Annotated in this window: 25 protein-coding genes and 1 pseudogene; 8 read left to right on the top strand and 18 right to left on the bottom strand. The window is 68.6% G+C overall.

What is annotated here, in order from left to right; all coding sequences use genetic code 11:
- Window positions 1-376: 376 nt before the first annotated feature.
- The 4 genes from ACFV0Q_RS03015 to ACFV0Q_RS03030 form a co-directional block, all read right to left on the bottom strand.
- On the bottom strand, window positions 377-574 hold the full coding sequence (locus tag ACFV0Q_RS03015; RefSeq protein ID WP_384999537.1) for a serine protease inhibitor: 198 nt from the start codon (window positions 572-574) through the stop codon (window positions 377-379).
- Window positions 575-703: 129 nt separating this feature from the next.
- Window positions 704-976 (bottom strand): hypothetical protein, encoded by a 273-nt coding sequence (locus tag ACFV0Q_RS03020; protein ID WP_384999540.1) that lies wholly within the window; start codon window positions 974-976, stop codon window positions 704-706.
- Window positions 977-1258: 282 nt separating this feature from the next.
- Window positions 1259-2056: a helix-turn-helix domain-containing protein gene (locus tag ACFV0Q_RS03025; protein ID WP_384999543.1), complete on the bottom strand. Its 798-nt coding sequence runs from the start codon at window positions 2054-2056 to the stop codon at window positions 1259-1261.
- A 10-nt stretch (window positions 2057-2066) separates the two neighbouring features.
- The gene (locus ACFV0Q_RS03030; protein ID WP_159038078.1) at window positions 2067-2243 is read right to left on the bottom strand and encodes a hypothetical protein; all 177 of its coding nucleotides are present in this window, start codon (window positions 2241-2243) and stop codon (window positions 2067-2069) included.
- Between the two features lie 1231 nt (window positions 2244-3474).
- On the opposite strand from ACFV0Q_RS03030, the gene ACFV0Q_RS03035 reads away from it, so the two are divergent.
- Genes ACFV0Q_RS03035 through ACFV0Q_RS03050 form a run of 4 tightly spaced genes read left to right on the top strand, consistent with a single transcriptional unit; the run spans window position 3475 to window position 8396 of the window.
- Entirely contained in the window at window positions 3475-4185 is a 711-nt protein-coding gene (locus ACFV0Q_RS03035) for a TnsA-like heteromeric transposase endonuclease subunit (RefSeq protein WP_384999547.1), read from the top strand.
- Window positions 4182-6347, top strand: coding sequence for a transposase (locus ACFV0Q_RS03040; RefSeq protein WP_384999550.1), 2166 nt, complete (start codon window positions 4182-4184; stop codon window positions 6345-6347). The genes ACFV0Q_RS03035 and ACFV0Q_RS03040 overlap by 4 nt, the downstream gene beginning before the upstream one ends.
- The gene (locus ACFV0Q_RS03045; RefSeq protein ID WP_384999553.1) at window positions 6341-7342 is read left to right on the top strand and encodes a TniB family NTP-binding protein; all 1002 of its coding nucleotides are present in this window, start codon (window positions 6341-6343) and stop codon (window positions 7340-7342) included. Before ACFV0Q_RS03040 ends, ACFV0Q_RS03045 begins: the two co-directional genes overlap by 7 nt.
- Before the next feature lies 1 nt (window position 7343).
- On the top strand, window positions 7344-8396 hold the full coding sequence (locus ACFV0Q_RS03050) for a TniQ family protein (protein WP_384999556.1): 1053 nt from the start codon (window positions 7344-7346) through the stop codon (window positions 8394-8396).
- 217 nt (window positions 8397-8613) lie between these two features.
- Here the strand turns inward: ACFV0Q_RS03050 and ACFV0Q_RS03055 are convergent, their stop codons facing one another.
- The 8 genes from ACFV0Q_RS03055 to ACFV0Q_RS03090 all read right to left on the bottom strand — a co-directional run bounded on the left by ACFV0Q_RS03055 (window position 8614) and on the right by ACFV0Q_RS03090 (window position 15160).
- Complete coding sequence (locus tag ACFV0Q_RS03055; protein ID WP_384999559.1) at window positions 8614-9381, bottom strand: AAA family ATPase; 768 nt, start codon at window positions 9379-9381, stop codon at window positions 8614-8616.
- Complete coding sequence (locus tag ACFV0Q_RS03060) at window positions 9378-10946, bottom strand: Mu transposase C-terminal domain-containing protein (protein ID WP_384999721.1); 1569 nt, start codon at window positions 10944-10946, stop codon at window positions 9378-9380. Before ACFV0Q_RS03060 ends, ACFV0Q_RS03055 begins: the two co-directional genes overlap by 4 nt.
- 180 nt (window positions 10947-11126) lie before the next feature.
- A complete protein-coding gene (locus ACFV0Q_RS03065; protein WP_384999561.1) occupies window positions 11127-11321 on the bottom strand; it encodes a hypothetical protein in 195 nt (64 codons plus the stop codon).
- Window positions 11311-11661, bottom strand: a complete 351-nt coding sequence (locus ACFV0Q_RS03070) for a hypothetical protein (RefSeq protein WP_384999564.1) — start codon at window positions 11659-11661, stop codon at window positions 11311-11313. Before ACFV0Q_RS03070 ends, ACFV0Q_RS03065 begins: the two co-directional genes overlap by 11 nt.
- Window positions 11658-12065, bottom strand: coding sequence for a hypothetical protein (locus tag ACFV0Q_RS03075; protein WP_384999567.1), 408 nt, complete (start codon window positions 12063-12065; stop codon window positions 11658-11660). The genes ACFV0Q_RS03070 and ACFV0Q_RS03075 overlap by 4 nt, the downstream gene beginning before the upstream one ends.
- A 688-nt stretch (window positions 12066-12753) precedes the next feature.
- The gene (locus ACFV0Q_RS03080; protein WP_384999569.1) at window positions 12754-12969 is read right to left on the bottom strand and encodes a hypothetical protein; all 216 of its coding nucleotides are present in this window, start codon (window positions 12967-12969) and stop codon (window positions 12754-12756) included.
- 132 nt (window positions 12970-13101) lie between these two features.
- Window positions 13102-13590 carry a DUF6882 domain-containing protein gene (locus tag ACFV0Q_RS03085; protein WP_384999572.1) on the bottom strand — a complete coding sequence of 163 codons (489 nt, stop codon included), beginning with the start codon at window positions 13588-13590 and terminating at the stop codon, window positions 13102-13104.
- Between the two features lie 103 nt (window positions 13591-13693).
- Window positions 13694-15160 (bottom strand): NF041680 family putative transposase, encoded by a 1467-nt coding sequence (locus ACFV0Q_RS03090; RefSeq protein WP_384999574.1) that lies wholly within the window; start codon window positions 15158-15160, stop codon window positions 13694-13696.
- A gap of 598 nt (window positions 15161-15758) precedes the next feature.
- On the opposite strand from ACFV0Q_RS03090, the gene ACFV0Q_RS03095 reads away from it, so the two are divergent.
- The gene (locus ACFV0Q_RS03095) at window positions 15759-16256 is read left to right on the top strand and encodes a hypothetical protein (RefSeq protein ID WP_384999577.1); all 498 of its coding nucleotides are present in this window, start codon (window positions 15759-15761) and stop codon (window positions 16254-16256) included.
- A gap of 157 nt (window positions 16257-16413) precedes the next feature.
- Window positions 16414-16635, top strand: a complete 222-nt coding sequence (locus ACFV0Q_RS03100; RefSeq protein ID WP_384999580.1) for a hypothetical protein — start codon at window positions 16414-16416, stop codon at window positions 16633-16635.
- On the opposite strand, the gene ACFV0Q_RS03105 is transcribed toward ACFV0Q_RS03100, so the two are convergent.
- Window positions 16623-16850, bottom strand: coding sequence for a hypothetical protein (locus ACFV0Q_RS03105; protein ID WP_384999583.1), 228 nt, complete (start codon window positions 16848-16850; stop codon window positions 16623-16625). The genes ACFV0Q_RS03100 and ACFV0Q_RS03105 overlap by 13 nt on opposite strands.
- A gap of 51 nt (window positions 16851-16901) precedes the next feature.
- Window positions 16902-17261, bottom strand: a complete 360-nt coding sequence (locus tag ACFV0Q_RS03110; protein WP_384999586.1) for a hypothetical protein — start codon at window positions 17259-17261, stop codon at window positions 16902-16904.
- 366 nt (window positions 17262-17627) lie between these two features.
- Between ACFV0Q_RS03110 and ACFV0Q_RS03115 the strand changes: the two genes are divergently transcribed.
- Complete coding sequence (locus ACFV0Q_RS03115) at window positions 17628-18050, top strand: hypothetical protein (RefSeq protein WP_384999589.1); 423 nt, start codon at window positions 17628-17630, stop codon at window positions 18048-18050.
- 523 nt (window positions 18051-18573) lie between these two features.
- Here ACFV0Q_RS03115 and ACFV0Q_RS03120 read toward each other — a convergent pair.
- Window positions 18574-18705, bottom strand: a pseudogene (locus ACFV0Q_RS03120) (nucleotide sugar dehydrogenase); the annotation flags it as partial.
- A gap of 67 nt (window positions 18706-18772) precedes the next feature.
- On the opposite strand from ACFV0Q_RS03120, the gene ACFV0Q_RS03125 reads away from it, so the two are divergent.
- Window positions 18773-19546, top strand: coding sequence for a glycosyltransferase family 2 protein (locus ACFV0Q_RS03125; protein WP_384999591.1), 774 nt, complete (start codon window positions 18773-18775; stop codon window positions 19544-19546).
- Between the two features lie 94 nt (window positions 19547-19640).
- On the opposite strand, the gene ACFV0Q_RS03130 is transcribed toward ACFV0Q_RS03125, so the two are convergent.
- The 3 genes from ACFV0Q_RS03130 to ACFV0Q_RS03140 all read right to left on the bottom strand — a co-directional run bounded on the left by ACFV0Q_RS03130 (window position 19641) and on the right by ACFV0Q_RS03140 (window position 21100).
- Window positions 19641-19886: a hypothetical protein gene (locus ACFV0Q_RS03130; protein ID WP_384999594.1), complete on the bottom strand. Its 246-nt coding sequence runs from the start codon at window positions 19884-19886 to the stop codon at window positions 19641-19643.
- A gap of 159 nt (window positions 19887-20045) precedes the next feature.
- Complete coding sequence (locus tag ACFV0Q_RS03135) at window positions 20046-20720, bottom strand: NUDIX domain-containing protein (protein WP_384999597.1); 675 nt, start codon at window positions 20718-20720, stop codon at window positions 20046-20048.
- Window positions 20717-21100, bottom strand: a complete 384-nt coding sequence (locus ACFV0Q_RS03140; RefSeq protein ID WP_384999600.1) for a DUF4406 domain-containing protein — start codon at window positions 21098-21100, stop codon at window positions 20717-20719. Before ACFV0Q_RS03140 ends, ACFV0Q_RS03135 begins: the two co-directional genes overlap by 4 nt.
- Between the last annotated feature and the right edge of the window lie 30 nt (window positions 21101-21130).

Here is a 21130-nt window from a genome sequence, read left to right on the forward strand (position 1 = left end):
GCTGCGCGCTCAGGACTGAACGGCCTCGCTTCGCTCGGCCGAAGCGCCTTCGGCGCTGGCTCCTCCGCTTCGCTCCGGAGCAATGACACGCCTCGCTTTGCTCGGCCCCTGCTCGGCAAAGCCGAGCAGGGGCCGGCCTTCGGCCGGGGTCCTTCGCTTCGCTGCGGACTGGCTCTGGTTCCGCTGCGCTCCACCAGAGCGGGCCTGCTTCGCAGGCTCCAAGCCTCCCGTGCTCCGCACGGGAGGTGACCCCGTTTCACGGGGTCCGGGCCTTCGGCCTGTTGGGCGGGTCCGCTCCGCTCCCCCGTCCCAGGGTCCTTCCGGATCCGCCTCCCGGACCCCTGGCCAGCTCCCCAGGCCAGGCTGGCAGCAAGGACTAACAGCGTCTGGGCTCCCGAACCACTTTGCCGTCCTTCACGAATAGCCTTACTCGCTGCTCGTTGAAGTCCATCGTCACCATGCTGCCCTCCGGCACCATATGGACCACAATTTCCGGGCACTGCGCCTGGATCTGCTCGCGGGCCTTCTCTGCCGGCTTCCCGGTCAGCTCCGGCCACGCACTCTTCGCCTCCATCAGCCCCTCCAAAGTGACGATCGCTTCAGGTCTCGCTCGAACGCTACGGGCCATCCGTTCTTCTCCAGCCCTTGTCCTGCGCCGTTCCCCGGACCGTTCGGCGGGAATGCTCTTCGCTCAGCAGGGCGATCACAAGCCGCTGTCGATACCCGTCACGGCCGGCGGGCCGAGCGGGGCGCCAGACTCTGAAAGACCGGCATCCTTCAGGGCTGCCGTGACGATCCGCATCGCATCGAGCTCAGCCTCGTACTTATCCGGGGCCTCGACCTCGAGCCGGATGGAGAAGGTGCCGTCCTCGTTCAGCGTGAGGAGACGCAGTCCCTCGTTCTCACTGACCTCCGTGTGCCGCGGGGCCAGCTTTCGTTCGACAGCAAAGGGGACGGAATCGGCAACGTCCGACACGAACGTACCGGGGGGCCGTAATGACAAAGCTGGTAATGACAAAGCTGGTCACGGCAACTCCTCACATCAAGTGAAACTCCAGTGCCATCCGACTGCCCCCGATTCTTCGCAGTGAACTCGTACCGTGCCATCTCGGATGCGAGAACCAGCCCGCCCCACATTGCCAACAACAACATGACCAACCACGAGCCGCCCAGCTGATTCAAAATGGCAGTCGGATACAGACATGAACTGGTGGCTCGCAGCGAGGAGACCTCGCCACACAGCGGTCGAGAAGGAGGATCAGCGGATCAGCGTGGTACTCACCTTGCCGAACACCTCGTAGTCGAGGGTGACAAACGACTCGTAGAGCAGGCGGTCCCACATGGTCGAAGGCCCAGATCGGCCAGCGGCCCCGGGACGGGGCGGTATCGAGTCGCTGTACGCGACCTCGCTGAGCACCTGAGAGTCCCCGTGGACGACAGCGTTCCTGAGCAGCCGCCACTTCTCCAGACGCTCGCTCCTGACGACAGCGAACCGCCCCGGTCCAACGAGTCTGGACCATGTGTCCAGCCAGGGTCCTTGCTGCTTCTCGGGGACGCTACATGCCCGCAGGAACGCCTGCATCTGTGCGGGGGTGGTCGGGAGAGCCTGACGGTTGATGATTCTCGAAGCGCTACTGATAGCGAGCCACTCCTTGCCCGCGCGGCGTTGCATCTCACGGAGTGAGGGGGCGCCGTCCCTCTGGTAAAGGCACACCAGCGCCTGACTCAGTTCTCCCTGCGTACCGATGAGCGAGGCACTGGGCGTACTTCTACCCACGAACCCGCGTTCGGCGGCACGGGCCCGACGCCAGTAGACCTTTCCGGCAGCGATCTCGGGGTCTGAGCCACCGCATGCCTTGAGGTACCTGATAACGGTGGCCTCGGTCGGGGTCTTGCTGCCTGAGGCCGCACGCTTCAGCGTGGCGGACGACAGCCCACTCCGAACAGAGAGCTGTTGGTAGGTCAGCTCAGCGGAAAGACGGGACTCCCGAAGCTGCGCGGCCAGGTGGCCTCGCTCAGGAACGGAGTAGTCCACCGGATTCTCGGAGCGGCCCATGGCAACCCCTTCACTGACTCACGCGGAGCACCAGCTCCGCAAGCCCGGTGATCAGCTTTCTTCCTCCGCTGGCCGAGACGAGCACTCCGGTACCAATGGCTCCGCAGTACCCGAGGAGGGGGTAGATGTCTGCGGTCGGCATGCCGGCGATGGCCAGCACGGTGCCGAGAGCAGGGAAGGAGATCACACCGGCTACAAGAGGAAGGGTGAGGCGAGTCGGCTCAGCGGCGGGCGCTTGGGGCGTAGCCCGTTCGAGCGTGCCGGAACCGGTCTTAATGGGCTTCCTGGGCAAGAGCCATTCCCCTGACTGTGACTGAGCTGGCGAGGCGCTGGCAGGCGCCTCGCCAGCTGCGGCTACTGGCTGCAAAAGGCATGCACGCAGGGGTATTTGGCGTTCCCCCCACGAGTTTCGTGCAGCCCCAATCATCTCAGCCCGGTAGGCACGAACAGGCGGACGGACCGGTTGACGGGCTGCTTTGGCTCACACCCGTTCCAGTACATCGGCTTATGCGCTGTCGTAAATGGGCCAAGGCTCAAGCGGTTGTCGCTCGTAACTGACCTGCGGGTTTTGCCGTCGGCGTCCGTCGGCAAGTCCACCCTGGCGAACTAAAAGCGACCTGTTTCAGCCAGTGCCACGGCTACAAGCCATACGTTGGCTCGGATCTGTCCAACTCAAAGTTGCTCTACCGGGATCCTCTGAATGACGCTGGAGCACATCAGGCCGGTTAGACACCGCCTGGACTGTCCCCCTGACGGCTACTGGCTGCAAACCACGCTGATCGGGACTTCGGCTGCTCCGTGTTGGCGCGCGGACCCGCCCTGAGGCTGTCACCTCTCCCGAGGTGACAGCCTCAGCGTTTTCCCAGGCGGATCCATGCACACACGCAGACACACATGATGCGAACGCTCAAGTGCGCCTGCTCAATCGCTACGTGTTCGGCTTCCCTTCAGCGGCCGCTGGATCCGCTCACAGCGCCGGAACTGAAGCCGGCTGGACGGCAGGAAGGGGATGCGTCCTGGTCGGTCCACGCCATACTCGCCTCCCATCCCGACCGCTTCAACATCGTGAAGCACCCGCCCGGGGAACAGTGGACGTGTGCGGACGCCCAGGAAGCCCTGCACACACATTCAGCCGGCTCGTGACTACGACCAGAGGGCTCACACGCCCCACAAGGTATGGACAGGCGTGAGGCGGGGCCCGCATCGCGAAGCGGGAACCCGCGCCGTCGCTTGACCCGGCAGGACCGGATGATCCGCCCGGCCTGATCTGAGAGTTTTCACCTCATCGTGTGACCTGGTGTATCTGCGCACTGCGCAGATCGGTCGGCCCGTTCTTCACTGGGGAAAGGGCTTGCCTGTGGTGGCGGCCGGAGCGCTGAGGGGGCGGGGTGCATCCGCGCCATGTGAACGTGCGGTTCGTGGGACCCGACGGAGTCGTCGTCCAGCGGCCGTGGCAGGCCACAGCGGGAGAGCTGCGGCCTATGGACTGCCCGCCCGTGCGTGGCTTCCCGGTGCGCCGAGGGCGGCGCCTTGCCCCGGGGTGGTGGTGGTCCGCGACCACTGGCCGTCTGGTGGGGTACGGGACCGCGGCGATGCGGGACACCGTCATGCTGCTGGACCGCGATCCGCAGGTGGCGGGCATCGCATGCCGGCCGGTGGAGTTCGTGTGGGAGGAACAGGGAAGGCTCGTCACCCACGCCCCTGACCTGGCCGTGGCTCTGGCCGACGGCGCGATACACCTCGTGGACTGCCCCGGGCGCGGTGGACCGTCCGGACGGCTCACAACCCGGACGCGGGTAGTTGAGGCGTGTGCTCGGGAAGCCGGCTGGGAACACCGGTTCGCGGTTGCCGCGGATCCGGTGGTCACGGCCAACGCACGGTGGCTGTCGGGCTACCGGCATCCCCGATGCTCGGTCGGGATCTCCGCCACCCGGCTGCGGCGGGCATTCCCCGAGCCCACCGCGCTGGGCAGGGGCGCGCTCCGGCTCGGGGACCCGATCGCGACGCTCCCGGCCGTCTACCACCAACTGTGGCAAGGCCTGCTGACCATGGACTGGGACCGTCCCTTGAACGAGGACACCCTCGTGACCGCCAGCACTGCCGGGCGGCGCCTGGGAGGGGAACGGTGAAGCGGGTGGTGGGCATCGTGAAGGTCGGCGACCGGATCCGGTTCGAGGACCGGATCCACGTCCTGGCCGGTCTGGACGGGCCTCGCTGCCGGCTGCTCGCCGAGCAAGACGCCGGCGTGCAGGTCCTGCTGCTCACCCAGGTAGTCGGAGCTCCGGACTTCGACGTCCTGGACCACCCCCGCTCCACACGCCGCCGGGTCCCGGTGCACGGCCCGCTGGACGGGCTCGACTCTGAGGTGCGGGAGAAGGCCCTGGCCTGGGAGCGGCACGTTCTGGAAGTCGAGACCGGGCACGTCGGCCCTCACCAGGACTGGCCCCCGCGCACCGGGTACGACCCGGCCGTGCACTCGCTCGCCGAGCGGGAAGCGGTCAAGGCGGCCGAGCTGACCGCGGCCGGCCAGGCGGTCAGCGTGGCAACGGTGCGCAGGATGCGGGCCCGCTACCGCGAGGAAGGGGTATGGGGGCTCGTCGACGGCCGCATGAAGCGGGAGCGGTCGGTGTTCGGACAGGCCGATCCGCGCGTGGTGGCCGCGATCATCGGCGCGCTGACTCAGCAGCAAGGGCGGTCGACCGGAACGCTGAGCCGGCTACGGCGGCAGGTGACCTGGCTGCTGCAGGACACCCACGGCTCCGGGACCGTGGCGGTGCCGCCGGCGGCCACGTTCAACCGGCTGGTGCGGGCCGTCGCCGAGCAGCAGGGCCTCGCACTGACAGCAGCGGGCGAGCGGCGCAGGGCATCTCGGCCCGTGCCGGTGTTCACACCGACGCACGCGATGGCGCCCGGTGAGCTGGTGATGATGGACAGCACGCTGCTGGACGTGATGGTCGTGTGCGAAGACGGACAGGCGCGGCGACCGGAGCTGACGATGGCGGTGGACGTGGCCACCCGCAGCATCACTGCGGCCGTCCTGCGCCCCAAAGGCACCAAGGCGGTGGACGCTGCCGTGCTCCTCGCGCAGACGCTCGTGCCGCAGCCGATGCGGCCCCACTGGCCCGAGTACCTGTCCATGGCCGCCTCCGTCATCCCACACCAACGGCTCGTCTCCATCGACGCCCGCATGCAGGGCGCGGCAGCCAGGCCGGTCATCCGGCCGGTGACCGTGGTCATCGACCAGGGCAAGGTATTCGTCTCCCGCTGCTTCCTCGCCGCCGCCGAACACCTCGGCATCTCCGTCCAGCCCTGTCCCCCGGCGTCCGCGCACGCCAAAGGACACGTGGAGCGGGGCTTCGGAGCGATCGGGACCCTGTTCGCGCAGTACGTCGCCGGATACACCGGCAACAGCCTCGCCACGCGCGGCAGCACCGTGGAGGACGAAGCCTGCTGGACGTTGCCTCAACTCCAGGACCTACTGGACGAATGGGTCGTCTGCGGGTGGCAGGAACGGCGTCACGAGCGGTTGCGGCACCCGCTCATGCCTCGCCTGACGCTCACTCCCAACGAGATGTGGGCTGCGCTCGTCGGTATCACCGGGCACGTGCCCGTCCCCCTGACCGGAGCCGACTGGATCGAGCTGCTGCCCTCCAGGCGGTGCGTGATCGGCGACGAGGGCATCCGGTTCGAACACCGCACCTACGACGGGCCCATACTGAACGGGCACCGCCACCGCTCCACGGCGGCGGACGGCAAGTGGGAGGTCCACCACAACCCCTACGAGCCCTGGCAGTGCTGGGTCAGGCTCCCCCACGGCTGGGAGCCGGTCACCTGGATCCATCAAGGGCTGGTGTCCAAGCCGTTCACCGACACCACCTGGCGACACATCCGCAGCGTGGTCAAACAGCGTGAAGGCCGGGCCGAACACGAGGAGCAGCTCGCCCGCCACCTGGACGAGCTCCTTCGCCGCGCACACTCCGCAGACACAGGAGTAGGCGGTACCGGCACTTCTCGCCGGTCCAGCAGCGCGCCGGACACCCTCGCCCCAGCCGCCCGCACCGGCACCACCTGCGAACCCGGCGGGAACGACCAGCCCGCGCAATCGCGGCGGAAAGCGCAGACGGGGCACACGAAACACCGGAAGGCGAACACGGACCTGCTGGACGATCTGACCGGGCAGATCCCGGATACTGACGAGGACGCCGACCCCACTCCCGACGTCGCCGATCCCGCGACGCCGCCAGCGGCTTGGAGCATCTTCGACGCACACCAAGAGGCACAGCAGTGGTGACAGCCGCCGGCCAGCAGAGCCAAGGCGTCCCCTACGCGTCGCCGACCACCTGGCGTGAATGGACGCAGTTCGTCGACACCGAGCCGCCCTGTCTGCCCGGCACCGGACCGTGGAGTGCAGAAGAACGCCTGGACTACCACTCCCGGTTCGTGATCCTGTCCACCCCCACCATGGCCAAGGCCTCCCTCACCCTGCGCAGGCTGATGATCCTCAACCGTTGTCACAACGGCACCGCCCGCCGAGGCCTGCTGCTCTCCGGACCGCCCACCACCGGCAAGACCACCACCCTGCAGCAGCTGGGCCGGACCTTCCACCTCGCCGACCGGTCCCGCCGCGGCACGCCGGAGGATCATCTGCCGGTCGTGTTCCTCTCCGTCCCCCCGGCCGCGACCGCGAAAATGCTCGTGTCCGAACTCGCCCGGTACCTGGACCTGCCCATCACCGCGAGCATGAACCAGGCCCGCATCACCGACATCGCCTGCGCCACCCTGAACGAACTGGGCACCCGACTCGTCCTGATCGACGACGTCCACCTCCTCAACACCCGCACCCGCACCGGCGCCGAGACCTCCGACCAGATGAAACACCTCAGCGAACGCATCCCCGCGACCTTCGTCTACGCAGGAGTCAACCTCGACTCCTCACCGCTGCTGACCGGAGTGAGGGGCGCGCAGATCGCAGGCCGCTTCAAAACTGTTCGCAACCCGCCCCTGGGACACGGCAGCTCTGCCCAACGTGCTTCGTGGGAAGGGCTGATCCGGGGCATGGACGAGGCACTGCGCCTGGACGCCCACCGCACCGGTGCGCTGGCCCGGCACGCGCCGTACCTCCACCTGCGCACCGGCGGCCGGATCGGCAGCCTGTCCGCGCTCGTACGGGAAGCGGCGATCACCGCAATCCTCGACGGCACCGAAAAGATCACCAAACGGCTCCTCGATGACATCGAACTCGATGAACTCGCCGAACACACCCCCCAGCCCGCCAAGCGGCGCTGACATGCCGCGCCCACTCCCAGACCTGACCCACCAGGCACTGCGGCGTATCCGGCCCCTGGCCTTCGAGACCAACGCCTCATTCATCGAACGCCTCGCCGGCGCGCACCACCTCACCACCAGCGAGCTCCTGGGAGGGCTGCGCATCCACCCGCCCAAGGTCCATCCCGTCCAGGGAGGCGACTACGGGCCGCACGCGCGCAGCGAGCTCTACCTCAACGCCGGCGCGCGGGCCCGCATCAGCCAGTACACCAGCATCCCCGACGCTCACCTCACCCACGCCCTTCCGTGCTGGAAGGACCACCGCGACCGGGGCTCCGCCGCTGAAACCAGGCCCGGCGGCGCCATGCGCCCCTCCAGCCTTCCCGCCGTCATCGGATGCCCGCACTGCACCGTCGCCCGCACCGGACAAGCCCAGCCCGTCCCGCGCTACCTCCCCCACCACCACCTCGTATGCACCCGCCACCGCACCTGGGCTCTGGGCCCCCACACCCTGAACGGCGTGCCCGTCCCCCACACCCACGCTCTCCTGCACAAGACTCCCGAGATCGTGCGCGCACACCACGCCCACCTGCGACTGACCCGCCGCTGGGGGCCCGACGCCGACGATGCCGTCGCCCAGGCAGCCCACCTCACCGAACGCTGGCGCCGCCGCGCCCCCAAGTCCGAACGGATCTGGCCCGACCGCGCCCACCTCATCGGCAGCGAGAACGCCTCCATGTGGGAAGCCCTGGCCCGCGAGGCGATCACCTACCCCGAGACCATCACCCTGGCCGGGCTCCTCGTCCGCCGGCCCTCCACCCGCTACCACCAGACCCGGCCCGGCCAGTCCCATCCCCTCCACACCACCATCGCCCGCCTCCTGAACCGCCGATGGCTACAAAACCCCGCCCACTACCCCGAAGACCTCGCCCGCTACATCCAATACGCCCCACGCCACCCCACCAACGACACCGCCTACCGCCACCACACCAAACCCACCAGCCGCGAAGGACACACCGTCGAACTCACCCAACTCGGATACCAACCACCCCGACCACCTACCAACAACCAATGAAACTGCGCAGTACCCAACCAACCTGCGCAGCCACACCCCAAGCCAGGAAACCACCAGGTCAGATGGATTCCACACCCCGACACTGCGCAGATTCAGTGAGCCACTCAGCCACAAACACGCTCAACCAACCTGCACAACACCAGGTCAGGAGCATGACGACTACTCAGTTTCACTGAGCGCCGACAGTTGTCGCAACTCGTGGGACTGCGTGGGGGTGTCAACTGCCCAGCTTGCTGAAGGCCCAGCGGAGCACTTCCTGGTCAGGATGGTCGCGGCCTGTCCGTTCGAGCGCGGTCAGGGTGTGGGCGGTGAGTCTGGCCCAGTTGCGGAAGTTGCCGTGTGCCGCGTGGCGGTCGGCGAAGGCGATGTCCTCGGGTTCGGTTCTCGCCCAGATGGGGTGGTAGAGCGGGATGACCTGCCGAACTTCCTCCAGGGTGAGCTTGGTGACGTGCTGCCAGATGAAGATGCGCGAGGAGAGCATCGGCTCCTTCCGCAGCACCGTATGCGCTCCCTCGCCGCCAGCGAAGACGATCGCGATCTGCGAGTACGGGTGGTCCCAGACGAACCGGAAATATTCGAACGTCTCTCGATTAAGCCACTGAGCTTCGTCCACGACGAGCGTACGAGGCTGGGTTGCCAGCGAGTCCAGAAGCAGTCGATCGAACTCGGACGGGTGACGCGGTGGTTCGCCTGGCAGGCCGAGCGCAGTGAAGAGCTCGTGGCGCACCGCTCTGGCGGTGGGGCGGGCGCGGAAGGCGATCCGGCAGACCTCCTCGCCCCGGGTCCGCTCAAGCTCACGCAGGCAGACGTTCGCGGCAAGGGTCTTGCCTACGCCGGCTGGACCGTGGAGGCACATCATCGCCCTGGCGTCGATCGTGTCCGCGATGTTCTCCCGGGCCGCCAGGAGGGCGCGGGTCGTGACGACCGCCACGTCCGCGAGCTGAGTGTAGTGATCGGTCTCCCGCGGCGGCATCTGGCTCGTCATCGCTTCTCCTTCCGTGTGACAGGGCGCAGGGATGCCGGGGTGTTCCAGTCGTCGGGCGGCGGGGCGGGCGGGATGAGGTCCGGCAGGGCCAAGGCCGCCATGTCGCTGTCGGATGCCGCGGCGAGTTCCTGATCGGCTTCGGTCGCCGTGATGGCACCAAGGCGCTGCGCGGGCGTGGGAGAGGTGGCCGGGGCGAAGCGCTGCCGGCGCAGGGCCTCGGCCTTCTTCGCGTCCTCGCGCAGGCAGCGGGCCCGCACCGTGCGGGTACGGCGCAGCTCGTCGAGCTGTTCCGGGGTAGCGGCGTCCGCGAGGTGGGCAGTGCCCAGGTGGCGGCCGGCCGGGTTGCAGACCTCGATCTCATGATCGTGGTGGGGCATGTGCCGGATCCTGACGTGGCGGCCTGCCTGGCCGGCCATCCACGCACCGAGGTAGTCCCGGCCGCGCCAGCGCACCCCGTGGCTGCTCAGCTTCCGCACCCGGCCGTCGTCCTCCAGCATCAACCCCCACAACGCAGCCTCGGGAATGTCCGATAGCGGCGTGGGGTCGGCCTGCCAGACATCGAGAGGAGTCCGACCGGCAAGGCCGGCGGGGCGGTGTTCGGTGTTCCACCACCGCGCCCAGTCCAAGACCTCGGCAGTGAACTCCGCGAAGGTCAGCGGCACCGGCGGCTCGTCCGGATCGGGCTTCTTCTTGGCGCGCCGGGGCTTGGGGGTGAGGGTGTAGCCGGGCAGGACCGCAAAGAGCATACGGTCCGCGCACCGGTTGAGGTTCTCCACCGTGCCCTTCAGATGAGGGCTGTACGCAGGCAGATCCTCGAACTTGGTTTCCAGGTCGGTGAAAGCGGCCAGGACAGTCTTCGACAGGAAATCCCGGCCGCGGTCGACACGCACATGCTCGGGTATGCCACCCGCCGGACCGTACGAACCGGTGCGCAGCACGGCAGCGCGCAGAGCTGCCAGGATCGAGGCCCTCGAAGGATGGCCAGGCGTGACGGCGGTACCGGTGATGGCCTTCGTCGCGACGTCGATAGACCACGTCACCCACGGGCGCACCAACTCCCCGTCCGCATAGACCACAAGCGGCGCCTGGACGTGGTCAGCCTCCCAGGTGTGGTTCCGCCACAGCCTCGGCCTGCGCCCGAACACATCGTGAGCCCGGGCCGCCTCCGGCCCCCGGGCCAGACCCGCGCGCTCACCCGCGGTCAGGTCACGGCGCACCGCGCGCAGGAACGTCGACAACGACGGCACCGGATCGAGCAAGGGCACCGCCTCCATCAGCGCCCCGCCCGGCACCGCGGTGACCGGCTCACCGGCTGCGGCACGGGCGCGGACCACCAGCTGCCGGTGGACCGCCGAGGCGTTGCCCCGCCAGTACGCGAGCAGCACCCGCACCTGCGACATCACCTCGAACCGGTCCACCGATCTCGCCCCCGGACAGGCCGCCATACGGGGCTCGGCGTCGGCCTGCGCGAGCCACCGCCACACCGTCCGCTCCGACACCCCCAGACACTCCCCCGCAAGGCGCACGTGCCCCCGTGAAAGCCGCCTCTGTGCCCGCAGCCGCAGTAGCCGCTGAACCGCAGGACCGCAGGACCGCGCAACGCGGCGAGCGCCGGACCCTGGAGCTCAGGCACCGGCTCTGGCACGCCCAGCGGTGCCGACGTTCCCGCCTCGGATGCACTGATCATGGAACTGCTCCCTACCGCCCGCTGTTGGTCTCCCTTTTCGATCCTGCGCCGCCGGCCGTTACGGGTAGGGGCCCAGCCGGGTGCAGGCCTGCTCGATCAACGCACGGTCCACGCGTACATCCCGGCCTCTCTTGGCCAGGGCGTAGACGTGCGAGGTGATCTTCGCCCAGGTACGGAAGTTGCCCCGCGCCACCGTCGTATCCGCCCATCCCACGTCCGCCGGATCGACGCCCTCCCACACGTCATGGAACATTTGCCAGCGTCTCTGCGAGCCGCTCCTGGTCCAGGCCGGGAACCTGGTGCCAGGTCAGCACCCGCGACCGCAACGCAGGCGCCCGCGCGATCACCCGCTCCGCGCCCGCCCCACACAGCAGCATCGCAGCCGCCGTACCCGGCTCGTCCCAAAGCAGCCGCAGGTAGTCCAGCAGCGGCGGGGACAAGCGTTGCGCGTCGTCGAGGAACAGCACCCCGGGGCGGCGCAGCGCCTCTCCGAGGGCGTGGTCCGCCGGCTGCGCACGGTGCGAGAGAGAACCCGCTGCCAGCCCCAGCGCGTCGAGCAGCGAAGCCCGCATCTGTGGCAGGCCCCGCTTCACGCCGACCACCGCCCGCCACACCGGCACCTGTCAGGCAGCAGATGCAACGCCTGCTGCACCGCCACCGTCTTCCCCACCCCCGGATCCCCGAACACACACCCAATCCCACGCGCCGCGACCGTGTGCCCCACCGCCTCCACCACCGCAGCCACCTCGGCAGTCGACACCACCCGCGCACCCGGCACAAACAGCCGCACCCCACCCCGCGGCGGACCGGTGTCCTCCTCGTCCGGCTCGGCAACAGCTGGGACTTCCGAAACCGCGTCCACCACCGGCAGACCCTCACCCGCCCGCGGCAGCTTCAGGTCGGCCAGAACCCGCTCATACCGGCTGGCCTCGACCCAGTTCCGGGAAGGCCTCGCCACCTCCAGCACCCGCCCCGCCCGCAGATCACGGAGCACCACTCGCTGGAGCGTCGAGACAGAAGGGACGCGCCCGACACCCCACTCCTCCAGCCCACCATCGGCGTGTGCCCGCTCTATCCGCCGATGCAAGCCGCAAACGTTCCCGCCCTCTTCCGCGAGGACCGCCCACAACGCATCACTCAACGCGAACCCGTTCCCGCGCGGCCTCGCCTCCATCCGCCCCGCCCGCCCCTCAGCGAGCCAACGCCGCACCGTCCGCTCCGACACCCCAGCAAGCTCCGCAGCAACCTTCACATGCAGCCGCGATACAACCCCCGACTCCTCCACCGCGAGCAGACGCCGAACCACCACACCCCGACCCGCGCCCACACCGACAGCAGGGAGCGCTGGCTCACCACGTACACCACGACCCGACCGAGCACCCATACCCACCAGCACAGCCCAAGCAAGCCACCCCGAACACAGGAACTTTCAACCCGGTGACAGCCACACCACCCACGTGCTACCGACCAATGGCATCCCCTTGGTCACCCCATGACAGCCATCACACAGCCAGGAACCATGCTGTACCAGGCAAGAAACCCATCACGCATCGCTGACGCCCAAACCCCGCCACTACACCCCCAACTCACACGGACGATGACGCGGCCTGCGAGAGCGGCCGATCGGTCACGGCCAGCGGCGCGCTGGAGGAGGGCGCGCAGGACTGCACCGGTCAGCGCATCGGTCACGCCGTCGGGCGGAGCGCGGCCAGGAGCTGGGAGGGCGTCAGGGAGGCGGCCCAGGAATCGGTCACCGCCGCGATGCCGTCGGTCAAGTGGCCATCGATCACCCAGTCGCTCACCGCTCGCAGGAGGGCGGGGTCCGCGCACAGCGCCGCCCAGTCGGCATCCAGCCGGTCGAAGAACCCGCCGCCGGCGGCGGAGTGCGAAACGTCGTACACGGCACGTCTCCTTTCGGATCCCGTGCCGTGAACTCTCCTCAGACCGGCTTGCCCGAAGGCTTGCCCGCAGCCCTAAGCTTGTCGTTTAACGTTCGGCGGCCGGCGCCAGCTGCCTGGGAATCCGTGCAGCCGTCACTGTCGCTCGGCAGCAAGTGCCAGGTCATGGATCATGAAGTGGAGTTGCACGTCGTCCATCGACTCCGCCCACAGTCCCTCGGCGTCGAGCACGGAGGCCGCGACCATTCGAGCCTCAGCGACGAGTTCGGGGTCGTACGTGAAGCCTGTCCATGGAAGGACGGGGTAGTCGTTCTCCTCGCCGAACTGCCGCACCCTCTCCATGTCGCCCAGGGCGGCGTGCGGGAGTGACTCGTTCGCCCAGGACCACAGCCAGGTCTGCTGGGAAACGCTGACGCTGCCGATCACTGTGAGTCGGCCGGTGAGGAACACCTTGCCGTCGCGCGACCACGTGATCTGCGCGTCGTCCATCGACCAGTCGTATTGCACGTCTCCTGACAGGCCGAAGCGCTCGACCATGAGTGCCTGTCGCGAGCGGGCACGCTCCCGAGCTGCGAGCACGACCGCCTCCCAACCGGAGTGGTCATGCTTCGAGCGGTCGTCCACGTTGCCTCCTCGTGCAGCACTGTCGGCAAGATCCTGCCACCCCGGCCTGTGGCCAGGATTACCGGGCCTGGACTTGCCAGTGTCCGGACGGACCACGCGTCGCTCATCCTGTCCGTCTGGGCTTGGTTCCTTTCTGGTGATGCGCCGGCCGAGCGTATGCCTCCCCTGTGGCCAGGACTCTGCCGACGTCGTGGCGAGGTGCTGGGTGGCGGTTCTTCGACCCGGGCGGCCTGCCGGGGCCAGGGCGTGTCGGTTTCGGTGCACCGGCTGGCGTGCCGGTCTTCGCCCGCAGGTTCCTGAACCCGCGACGGACCCTGGCAGGGGTGAGTCTGTTCGGTTCCACCGGACGTTCCCACGGCCGACGCAGATCCCGCGCGAGCGGGCGGGCGAGGCGGAGCTGAGCGTGCGCGGCCAAGACGAGCCAGGTCCAGCGGTCGGCGGCCTGAGAGTCCCGCAGTTTGGGTCGGGTCCAGCCGAGAGTCTGCTTGAGCAGTCGGAAGGTGTGCTCCACGTCGAACCGACGAAGGAACGCCTGCCAACAGCGGTCGACCTCCTGGGGATCGGCGCCGGTGCCCGACCACCACAGCCAGACGGGCTTGTTCACACCGCCGCTGGGCAGCTTCGCGACCGACAGGCGGATCACGGTGCCCTCGATGATCGGCAGCGGCCCTTCGTGATCGCCCCATGCCGCCCGGCGGGTGAGCCGGGGATGTAGTCGGTCCCATGCTTGCGCCGTCGCCGTCCCATACCTGTCGGTGTCCGTGAGGGTGACCGCGTCTGGATCACCCCAGGTCTCGGGCCGGCCGAAGACGAACTCACCGCCATGCTTGGGCGGGCGGCCGCCCTGCGGCGGGCAGATCCACGGCACGGGAACGGGCTTACGCATCACCCGGTCCGAGCGGAGCCTGCCCAGAACCTCCACGGGCAGGTCGGCCAGGAGGTGGGCGATGCGGGGCGCGTCGTAGCCCGCGTCCAGCACGACCAAGACCTTCGGGTCCCCGTCGCGCCACTGGCGGGCGTCCACGAGACGTTGGACGACGTCTCTGACTTGGTCGGCGGTGACCGCGGCCAAGTCGGCGCCGGGCTCCAACCGGATTGCGTCGACCAGCGCGGTCCACGAGGTCCGGCCGGTCTCCAGCGCGGCGACGATCGAGTACGGCCAGCCGGGCACCATCTGGTGCTTGCCCAGGCCCCGGCCGAAGGTATGACAGAAGGAGCGGTCCGAGGAGGTGTCGGCGTCCGGTCGCAACCACGGCGAGACGTCTACCGCCAGCACCAGCCGGCCGTCACCGGCTCGGGGAAGAGGGACACTGGTCAGTGCACGCCGCAGCCGGGCGACGTCGATCCGACCGTGGTTGATCCCGGAGTACAAGGCCCCGTGCCCGCGTCGATGCTCGGGAGCTAGCGCCAGCTCCACGAAGGTGCGGACAGGACCGTCGGTACACAAAAGCGCGTCGCACAGCTCGAACAGGGCGTCGCTCCGTGCGGTCAGGCACGCGTACAACTCCGACCGGAACTCCGCCACCACCGTGAACGCGTCTCGTTGCACCTCATGCTCGACCAGTCCCACGATCCCGGCCTCCGTGCTGCGTTGTCGCTCAGCACAGGATCGGCCCGCGGCCCCTCACACATCAGGTGAACTGGGGCAACACCGAACAAGTTCGAGCCCCGTTCGACGGCGGACGTTAAACGGCAAGCTAAAAGCGCAGATGGGAGGCTTGCCCTAAGGCTGGGCAAGCCTCCCATGACCGATTGGACAAGCCTGCAGGGGGGTTGGGCAAGCCTCCCCGTGACCGGCCCATGCAACTCCCGGCAAGCCTCCCCTCGGGGTGGGCAAGCCCCAGGGATTCAGGTCGCAGGCTTGCCCAGAAGGCTGTCACAGCAGACACGAAGGACGGGTGACCGATCGCCGCGGATCGGTCATGACCGGTCACCGATGGAGCCCGGATCGGTCACCGGGCCCGGTATCGGTCACGAGCGGTCCGGCCACCAGTCACGGAATCGGTCACACACCGATCGATCACCGCGGGCCGAGGGAGGCCGGTCAGCTGTTGGCGGCCTCTCCAGACGGGCCAGCATTCATGTTCAGATCACCCGGCCACCGGCCTCGTCGAAGACAGCCTCACCCCGCCGTACTGCCTTGCCTGGGCAGCAGAAATGATGCCTCGGTGGCGACGAACCTTGAGCTCTTCGCGGACTACTTCCAGATCCACGTCCTGGACGACGACTCCGAGGCAACCGAGACCGGCATCGGTGACGTGTGGACCGAACAGGCCGTCCTGGACGGGCTCGGCGTCGCCGAACACGCCCTGGCCATCGGCACGGCTGTCAACGTAACCGTCGACGTCACCATCGACCTCCTCACGGGCCAGCCGGACGATGACAGCACCGACTTCGACCACGTCGTCGAGGCAAGCCTCAACCTGGCCTCGGGACGAATGGTCGTGCTGGGCTGCACCGACTTCATCCCCGACGCAGCACGCTTCGACATGCCGGCCGGATGGACCCGCGTCCGGACGTCTCGGCGGAATCTCGAAGCCGCGGCCTTCCCCGACCCTGACTGCGAGGACGAGCCCGAAGACATGGAGGAGATCCGGATCCAGGCATGGCCTACACCGCACTCGCTGCCCAACGTCATCAAGCGATGGACACCGCCCGACGCATAGACCACGACTTGCTGTTCGTGTGCATTTTGTCGTCGCGCACCAGCACTTCTCAAGCGTCCAGGCCCTTCCCGGAACATCTCCATCGTGAGCGTCGCCAACCCACTGTTCCTGCTCATGCTGAGAGTCGTCCAACACGCTGCGCACCTCGGACGAGCGCTTGGCCGAGCAGCCCGACTCTCTCTACGACTGGCAGCGCACCTGGGTGGAGCGCCGCAGCGAGGGAGGCGGCACCTTCCTGTTCAACGTTTCCTGGTACGACGAGGCGTTCTTCAGCGAGAAGAAGAATGTCTTCCTTTCCCCTGAGCACCTCGCCATGTATGCACACATCGGCGCCGAGGACGGAGCCGTCGACGTCAGCCACTGGCGTCACGCTGGCTGACTCGCCTCCTTCGGCGGCAGCCCTGCGGGGCTGCCGCCTCCGATACCGGCGGTCGTCTTCTTCGGCTGGGCTGCCCCGATGGGCTCCCCGGCGCCCCACTCCAGCACGGCAAGCACCGCGGCGACCGAGGTGTACGCGACCAGCCCGGCACTGGCGGTCTGGTCCTGATCCTCGACGAGCTCGGCATCCAGGACGCCCGCGCGCCGCGACTCCAAACGACACAGCGCCCCTCCGGTCGGCGCGCGGTAAATCCGGAGGCAGCGCGGTCATCGGGTTCCTCGCTCGTGCTCGAACACCTCCCGCAGGCGCCGTTCGTACGCTTCAGCCCCCTGGGCATCCCAGTGTCTGGCCGGGCGCCACCGGAGCTGGTCGTACTCGTCGTGCCACATCCAGGGCTGAACCATCGCGTACAGAGTGTTCCAGGCTGTTTGGACCAGCAGACGCCGCTTGGCCTCCTCCTGAGGATCAAGCGGCACGGTGTCTTCACGGAGATGGTGACCGAGGTTCCCAGCAGTGACGAGCAGCGCCCCTTGCACCGCGCGGGCGGCCTGACGCTCGTCACTGCCCCGCGTGGCGGCTGCCGCCCGTGCGATGCGAGCCACAAGGAAAGCCTCGACCCGCTCCACGTCAGCCAGAGTCAGGTCTTCCGCATAAGACCGACCGGCAAATGGGTCACTTGAGGCGTCGGGTCGTGGGGCGAGTGTCCCAGCGATAGCGGCTGGTCGCGCAGCGGATGAATATACGGAGCGTCACGAGTGCAGCGGCAAGGTAGAGGTTTACAGCCACCCACCGCTTCCCGGCGTGTCCGCAGACCAACGTCCTACCGATTGGTAGGTTGACATCCGCAACGAGGCAGTCTGGGGGAACTGGTGGGGAGACGAAGCGGGCGCCGGGGTGCCGGGGTGCTGTGGGCACGGGGTGCGGCCGGCCTGGCGGTCCTGGGCGGAGTTAGCTGGCTGCTGGCACGCGGCGTGGCCCCGCCGGAGGGGTCTATGGAGGCGTTGACGGGGCGGGGGCCTGGAAGTCTCGCCGCTTCGGTGCTGGGCGCGGTTGCTGCCGGGTCCTGGATGGCCGCGTCCGGTGCGCTCGGGATTGCGCTGATCATCGGGGCGGTGGATACGGTGCGGGGCTGGTGGCGTGCTGGTCGCCGGTCGGGCATGAGTGCCGGGGCTCTGCTGGCAGTGGGCGTGGCCGGTGGGGCGGTCCTGGCGTGGATGCACGGGCTGCTGGCGGATACCGTCCCGGAAGGCTCCATCGAGGTGCGGTCACACCCGGGCGCCGTGGGATTCATGGACGTTTCCTACGGGCCCAATCTGGTCGTGATCATGCTGATGGTTGTGGCGGTGGGTCTTGTCCGGAGCAGCCGACCTGCTGGTCGTCAGCCGAGGGGCCAAAAGCCAGACGCACGCGCGTAAACCGGCGCATGGTGCTGGCTGCGGTGGGGTGCCATCCCGGACGCGGAGGCAGGCACGAGCATGGCGTTCTCTACGCTCAGTGATCCCCGGAGGGCCTGTGCCCGCTGTGCCGTCTTGTCTGCTCGAACCACTGTGGGATCAATTCACCGCCCCGCTGCCACCCTGCTGACCTCTCGCAGCGAACATTGACCTTTCTCACCGAACACTGAGCGTGGGAAATCCGCGGTCCGAAGCCAGTGGCGGCCTCGCGACCCGCCGAAGACAGCGGAACCCGAACCGGCGGGCCTGGTCCAGCCCGCCTTCTTCGCCTAGCGTGCGGCCATGACAGAGCAGTTACCGGGGGCCCGGTGCTCCACGTGCGGACACCAGCGGTTCGCGCACTCGCCTATCGGCAGAAGTTGCCAGGGCGATCCGTCCTGCGATTGCCGGCAGATCAGGTGGCAGCTGTCCGCCCCGCCCAGCCCTGCCTCGGAACCCGACGAGCCCGCCGAGAAGTGCGGCAAGTGCACATCACCGTTCGGGACGAGTGGCCGGCGGTGAGACGCCGGAAGCGGTCCAGGTCGACGTCGTAGCCGACGACGCGGTGACCGACCTCTGCGGCGCGTACGGCCAGGGGGAGCCCGACGTAGCCCTGACCAGCGACAACGATCCGCATGGCAGTTCCTACTCGGTTGCGGTGCTTGAATGGGGGGGTCGTTCCTGGTCTGGCAAGGAGAAGTGCTGTGCCCCTGGTGTCTGTCGTGATGCCCGTGTACAATTCGGCGGCAACCCTCGGCGCGGCCGTCCGGTCGGTGCTCACCCAGACCCACAGCAACCTGGAGCTGCTGGTCACCGACGACCAGTCCTCCGACGGCTCCATGGACCTGCTCACGGAGTTCGCCCGGCAGGACGAGCGCGTCCTGCCGGAGCGGGCACCCGAGCAGGGCGGCGCCGGCCGGGCCCGCAACCGTGCGATCGAGCGGGCCTGCGGGGACTACATCGCTTTCCTCGACAGCGACGACATGTGGCTGCCGGAGAAGACCGAGAAGCAGCTCGCCTTCGCGGTCCAGGCCACCGCGCCGCTGACGTTCACCTCGTACTTCAAGATGGACGCCGACTACGACGGCGAGAGCACCGACTGGGTCCCCAACGGGCGCGTGGTCCGTGCGCGGGAGCACGTGGACTACCGCGCGATGCTGGTCAGAGACCACATCGGGGCTCTCACCGCCATGTACGACCGCAACGTCCTGGGCACGAGGCTGATGCCGGAAATGCGCAAGCGCCAGGACTACGCCCTCTGGCTGTCGATCATGCGGGACGGCGCCGACGCCCGCGGTCTGGCCGAGCCGCTCGCGGTGTACAGGGCCCACCAGGCAGGATCCCTGTCCTCCAACAAGCTCTCCCTCGTCCAGTACAACTGGGCGCTGTACCGCGAGCACGAGCATCTGTCGGTCCCGCGGGCCACGCGGGCGCTGGCCGGTGCCATGTGGCAGTCGGTGCGCAACTCCCGCATCTAGCCCGACCGGGCCCCGCCCCGTGGCCGCGCCGCGTGATCGGCGGCGGGCCCCGAAGGGCGGGACTCCGGCGGGGCGCCGGCGCCCGAGCGGCGGGCTATGCGGCAGAGCCGGTGCCGGATGCCGTGCGCAGGAACAACTGGGACAGCAGTCGGCGGTCCCCGGCCAGGACGTTCGCCTGGCCGCTCTGGAGAGCCTCCCGGCCGTGCAGGAAGCGGCGCTGGTTCACGATGAGGTAGTCCCCGGTCTGGAGCATCAAGGAGACCTGCCCCTGGACGAGCTCCTGGGCCAGCGCGCGGGCGGCATCGGTGTGCTCTTGGCCGAGTTCGGACCTCTGCAGCATCTTGGCGGTGAACCGGACGAAACCCTCGCCCGGATCGCCGTCCAGGATCGGGAACGACTTGCCCTCCTCGCCGACCCCGTGCAGGTCGTAGAAGGTCCCGTAGTGGTAGCCCGAATCGAACGCTCTGCCTTCCTGGGCGTATCTGGCGAAGGCGGACTTTCAGACGTTCTGCTGTCGGGCGAAGGGCCCGCACAGGGCTGCCCATTGCAGGAGCAGGATGGTCTTGCCGTCGGTGATGTGTCCGTCGCGGGTCATGGCGAGGGCCTCGGCAAAGGGAAGTTCGAGGACTTCGATGTCCTCGCCCTCTTCCTCGAGTCCTCCGCCCGTGCCGGTCCGGTCGGCCGGGGTGTAGGGGGCGGCGAAGAAGTGGAGGCGCTCGGTGACGGAGCCCGGGCTCATGTAGGCGTCGAGCACGTGGGTGAGCGGGCCGAGGCTGATGCCGAGTTCTTCGGCGCTCTCGCGGCGGATCGCGGTGTGCGGGTCTTGCGCGTCGAGCAGTCCGGCCGCCGCCTCGATGAGCATGCCGTCGGGGTGGCCGTTCACGTAGGCCGGGTAGCGGAACTGGCGGGTGAGCAGGACGCGGCTGCGTTCGGTGTCGTAGGGCAGGACGGCGGCGCCGTTGCCGCGGTCGTAGGTCTCGCGCTGCTGGGTCTCCCACCGTCCGTCGCGGCGCCGGTAGTCGAAGGTGGTGCGGCGCAGAACGTGCCAGCCCTGGGAGGTGAGTTCGACGTCGCGTATCCGGACGTCGGGGTTGCGGTCGAGGTCGCGTCCGGCGAGGTGGAGACCGGTGCGTCCGCGGTGATCGCGGGTGTCGACACCCGGGCTGCTCGTCACATGGTCTCCTGCGGGGTGCGGCGGGGAATCTCGGCGACGTCGTGGTAGACGGGCAGGCCGCGGTGGCGGGCGGTGGCGACGTCCTGGTCGGCACCGGCGGATTCGCCCGGCAGGCGCAGCACGGCGTCGCAATGGTCGAGCAGCCGGTCGGCGGTCGGGTAGAGCACCTGGTCGGCGAGGGGGTCGGTGGGGCCCGCGCCGGCGGAGCGGAGGACGGGCAGGGCGATCCACTCGCCGATCACGGGGAGATGTCCGGCCGCGAAGACCGGCCAGGCCGCGGTTTCCAGGCGGGCGAGGTTGGCAGCCATGGCCTGCGGGTCGCCGTCGGTGCCGGAACGGTAGGGACCTGCGATGAGGATGAGCAGGGGCTTGTCAGTCACGGCGGCTAAGATACATGCAGAATCGTGCAA

Source organism: Streptomyces sp. NPDC059564, assembly GCF_042735575.1.
Lineage (GTDB): Bacteria > Actinomycetota > Actinomycetes > Streptomycetales > Streptomycetaceae > Streptomyces.

What these genes read in the sequence shown, in the direction of transcription:
- ACFV0Q_RS03015 (WP_384999537.1), bottom strand. Translation starts at nt 574, where the DNA reads ATGGAGGCGAAGAGTGCGTGGCCGGAGCTGACCGGGAAGCCGGCAGAG.
- ACFV0Q_RS03025 (WP_384999543.1), bottom strand. Translation starts at nt 2,056, where the DNA reads ATGGGCCGCTCCGAGAATCCGGTGGACTACTCCGTTCCTGAGCGAGGC.
- ACFV0Q_RS03050 (WP_384999556.1), top strand. Translation starts at nt 7,344, where the DNA reads ATGCCGCGCCCACTCCCAGACCTGACCCACCAGGCACTGCGGCGTATC.
- ACFV0Q_RS03055 (WP_384999559.1), bottom strand. Translation starts at nt 9,381, where the DNA reads ATGACGAGCCAGATGCCGCCGCGGGAGACCGATCACTACACTCAGCTC.
- ACFV0Q_RS03065 (WP_384999561.1), bottom strand. Translation starts at nt 11,321, where the DNA reads ATGTTCCATGACGTGTGGGAGGGCGTCGATCCGGCGGACGTGGGATGG.
- ACFV0Q_RS03115 (WP_384999589.1), top strand. Translation starts at nt 17,628, where the DNA reads ATGGAGGCGTTGACGGGGCGGGGGCCTGGAAGTCTCGCCGCTTCGGTG.
- ACFV0Q_RS03130 (WP_384999594.1), bottom strand. Translation starts at nt 19,886, where the DNA reads ATGCTGCAGAGGTCCGAACTCGGCCAAGAGCACACCGATGCCGCCCGC.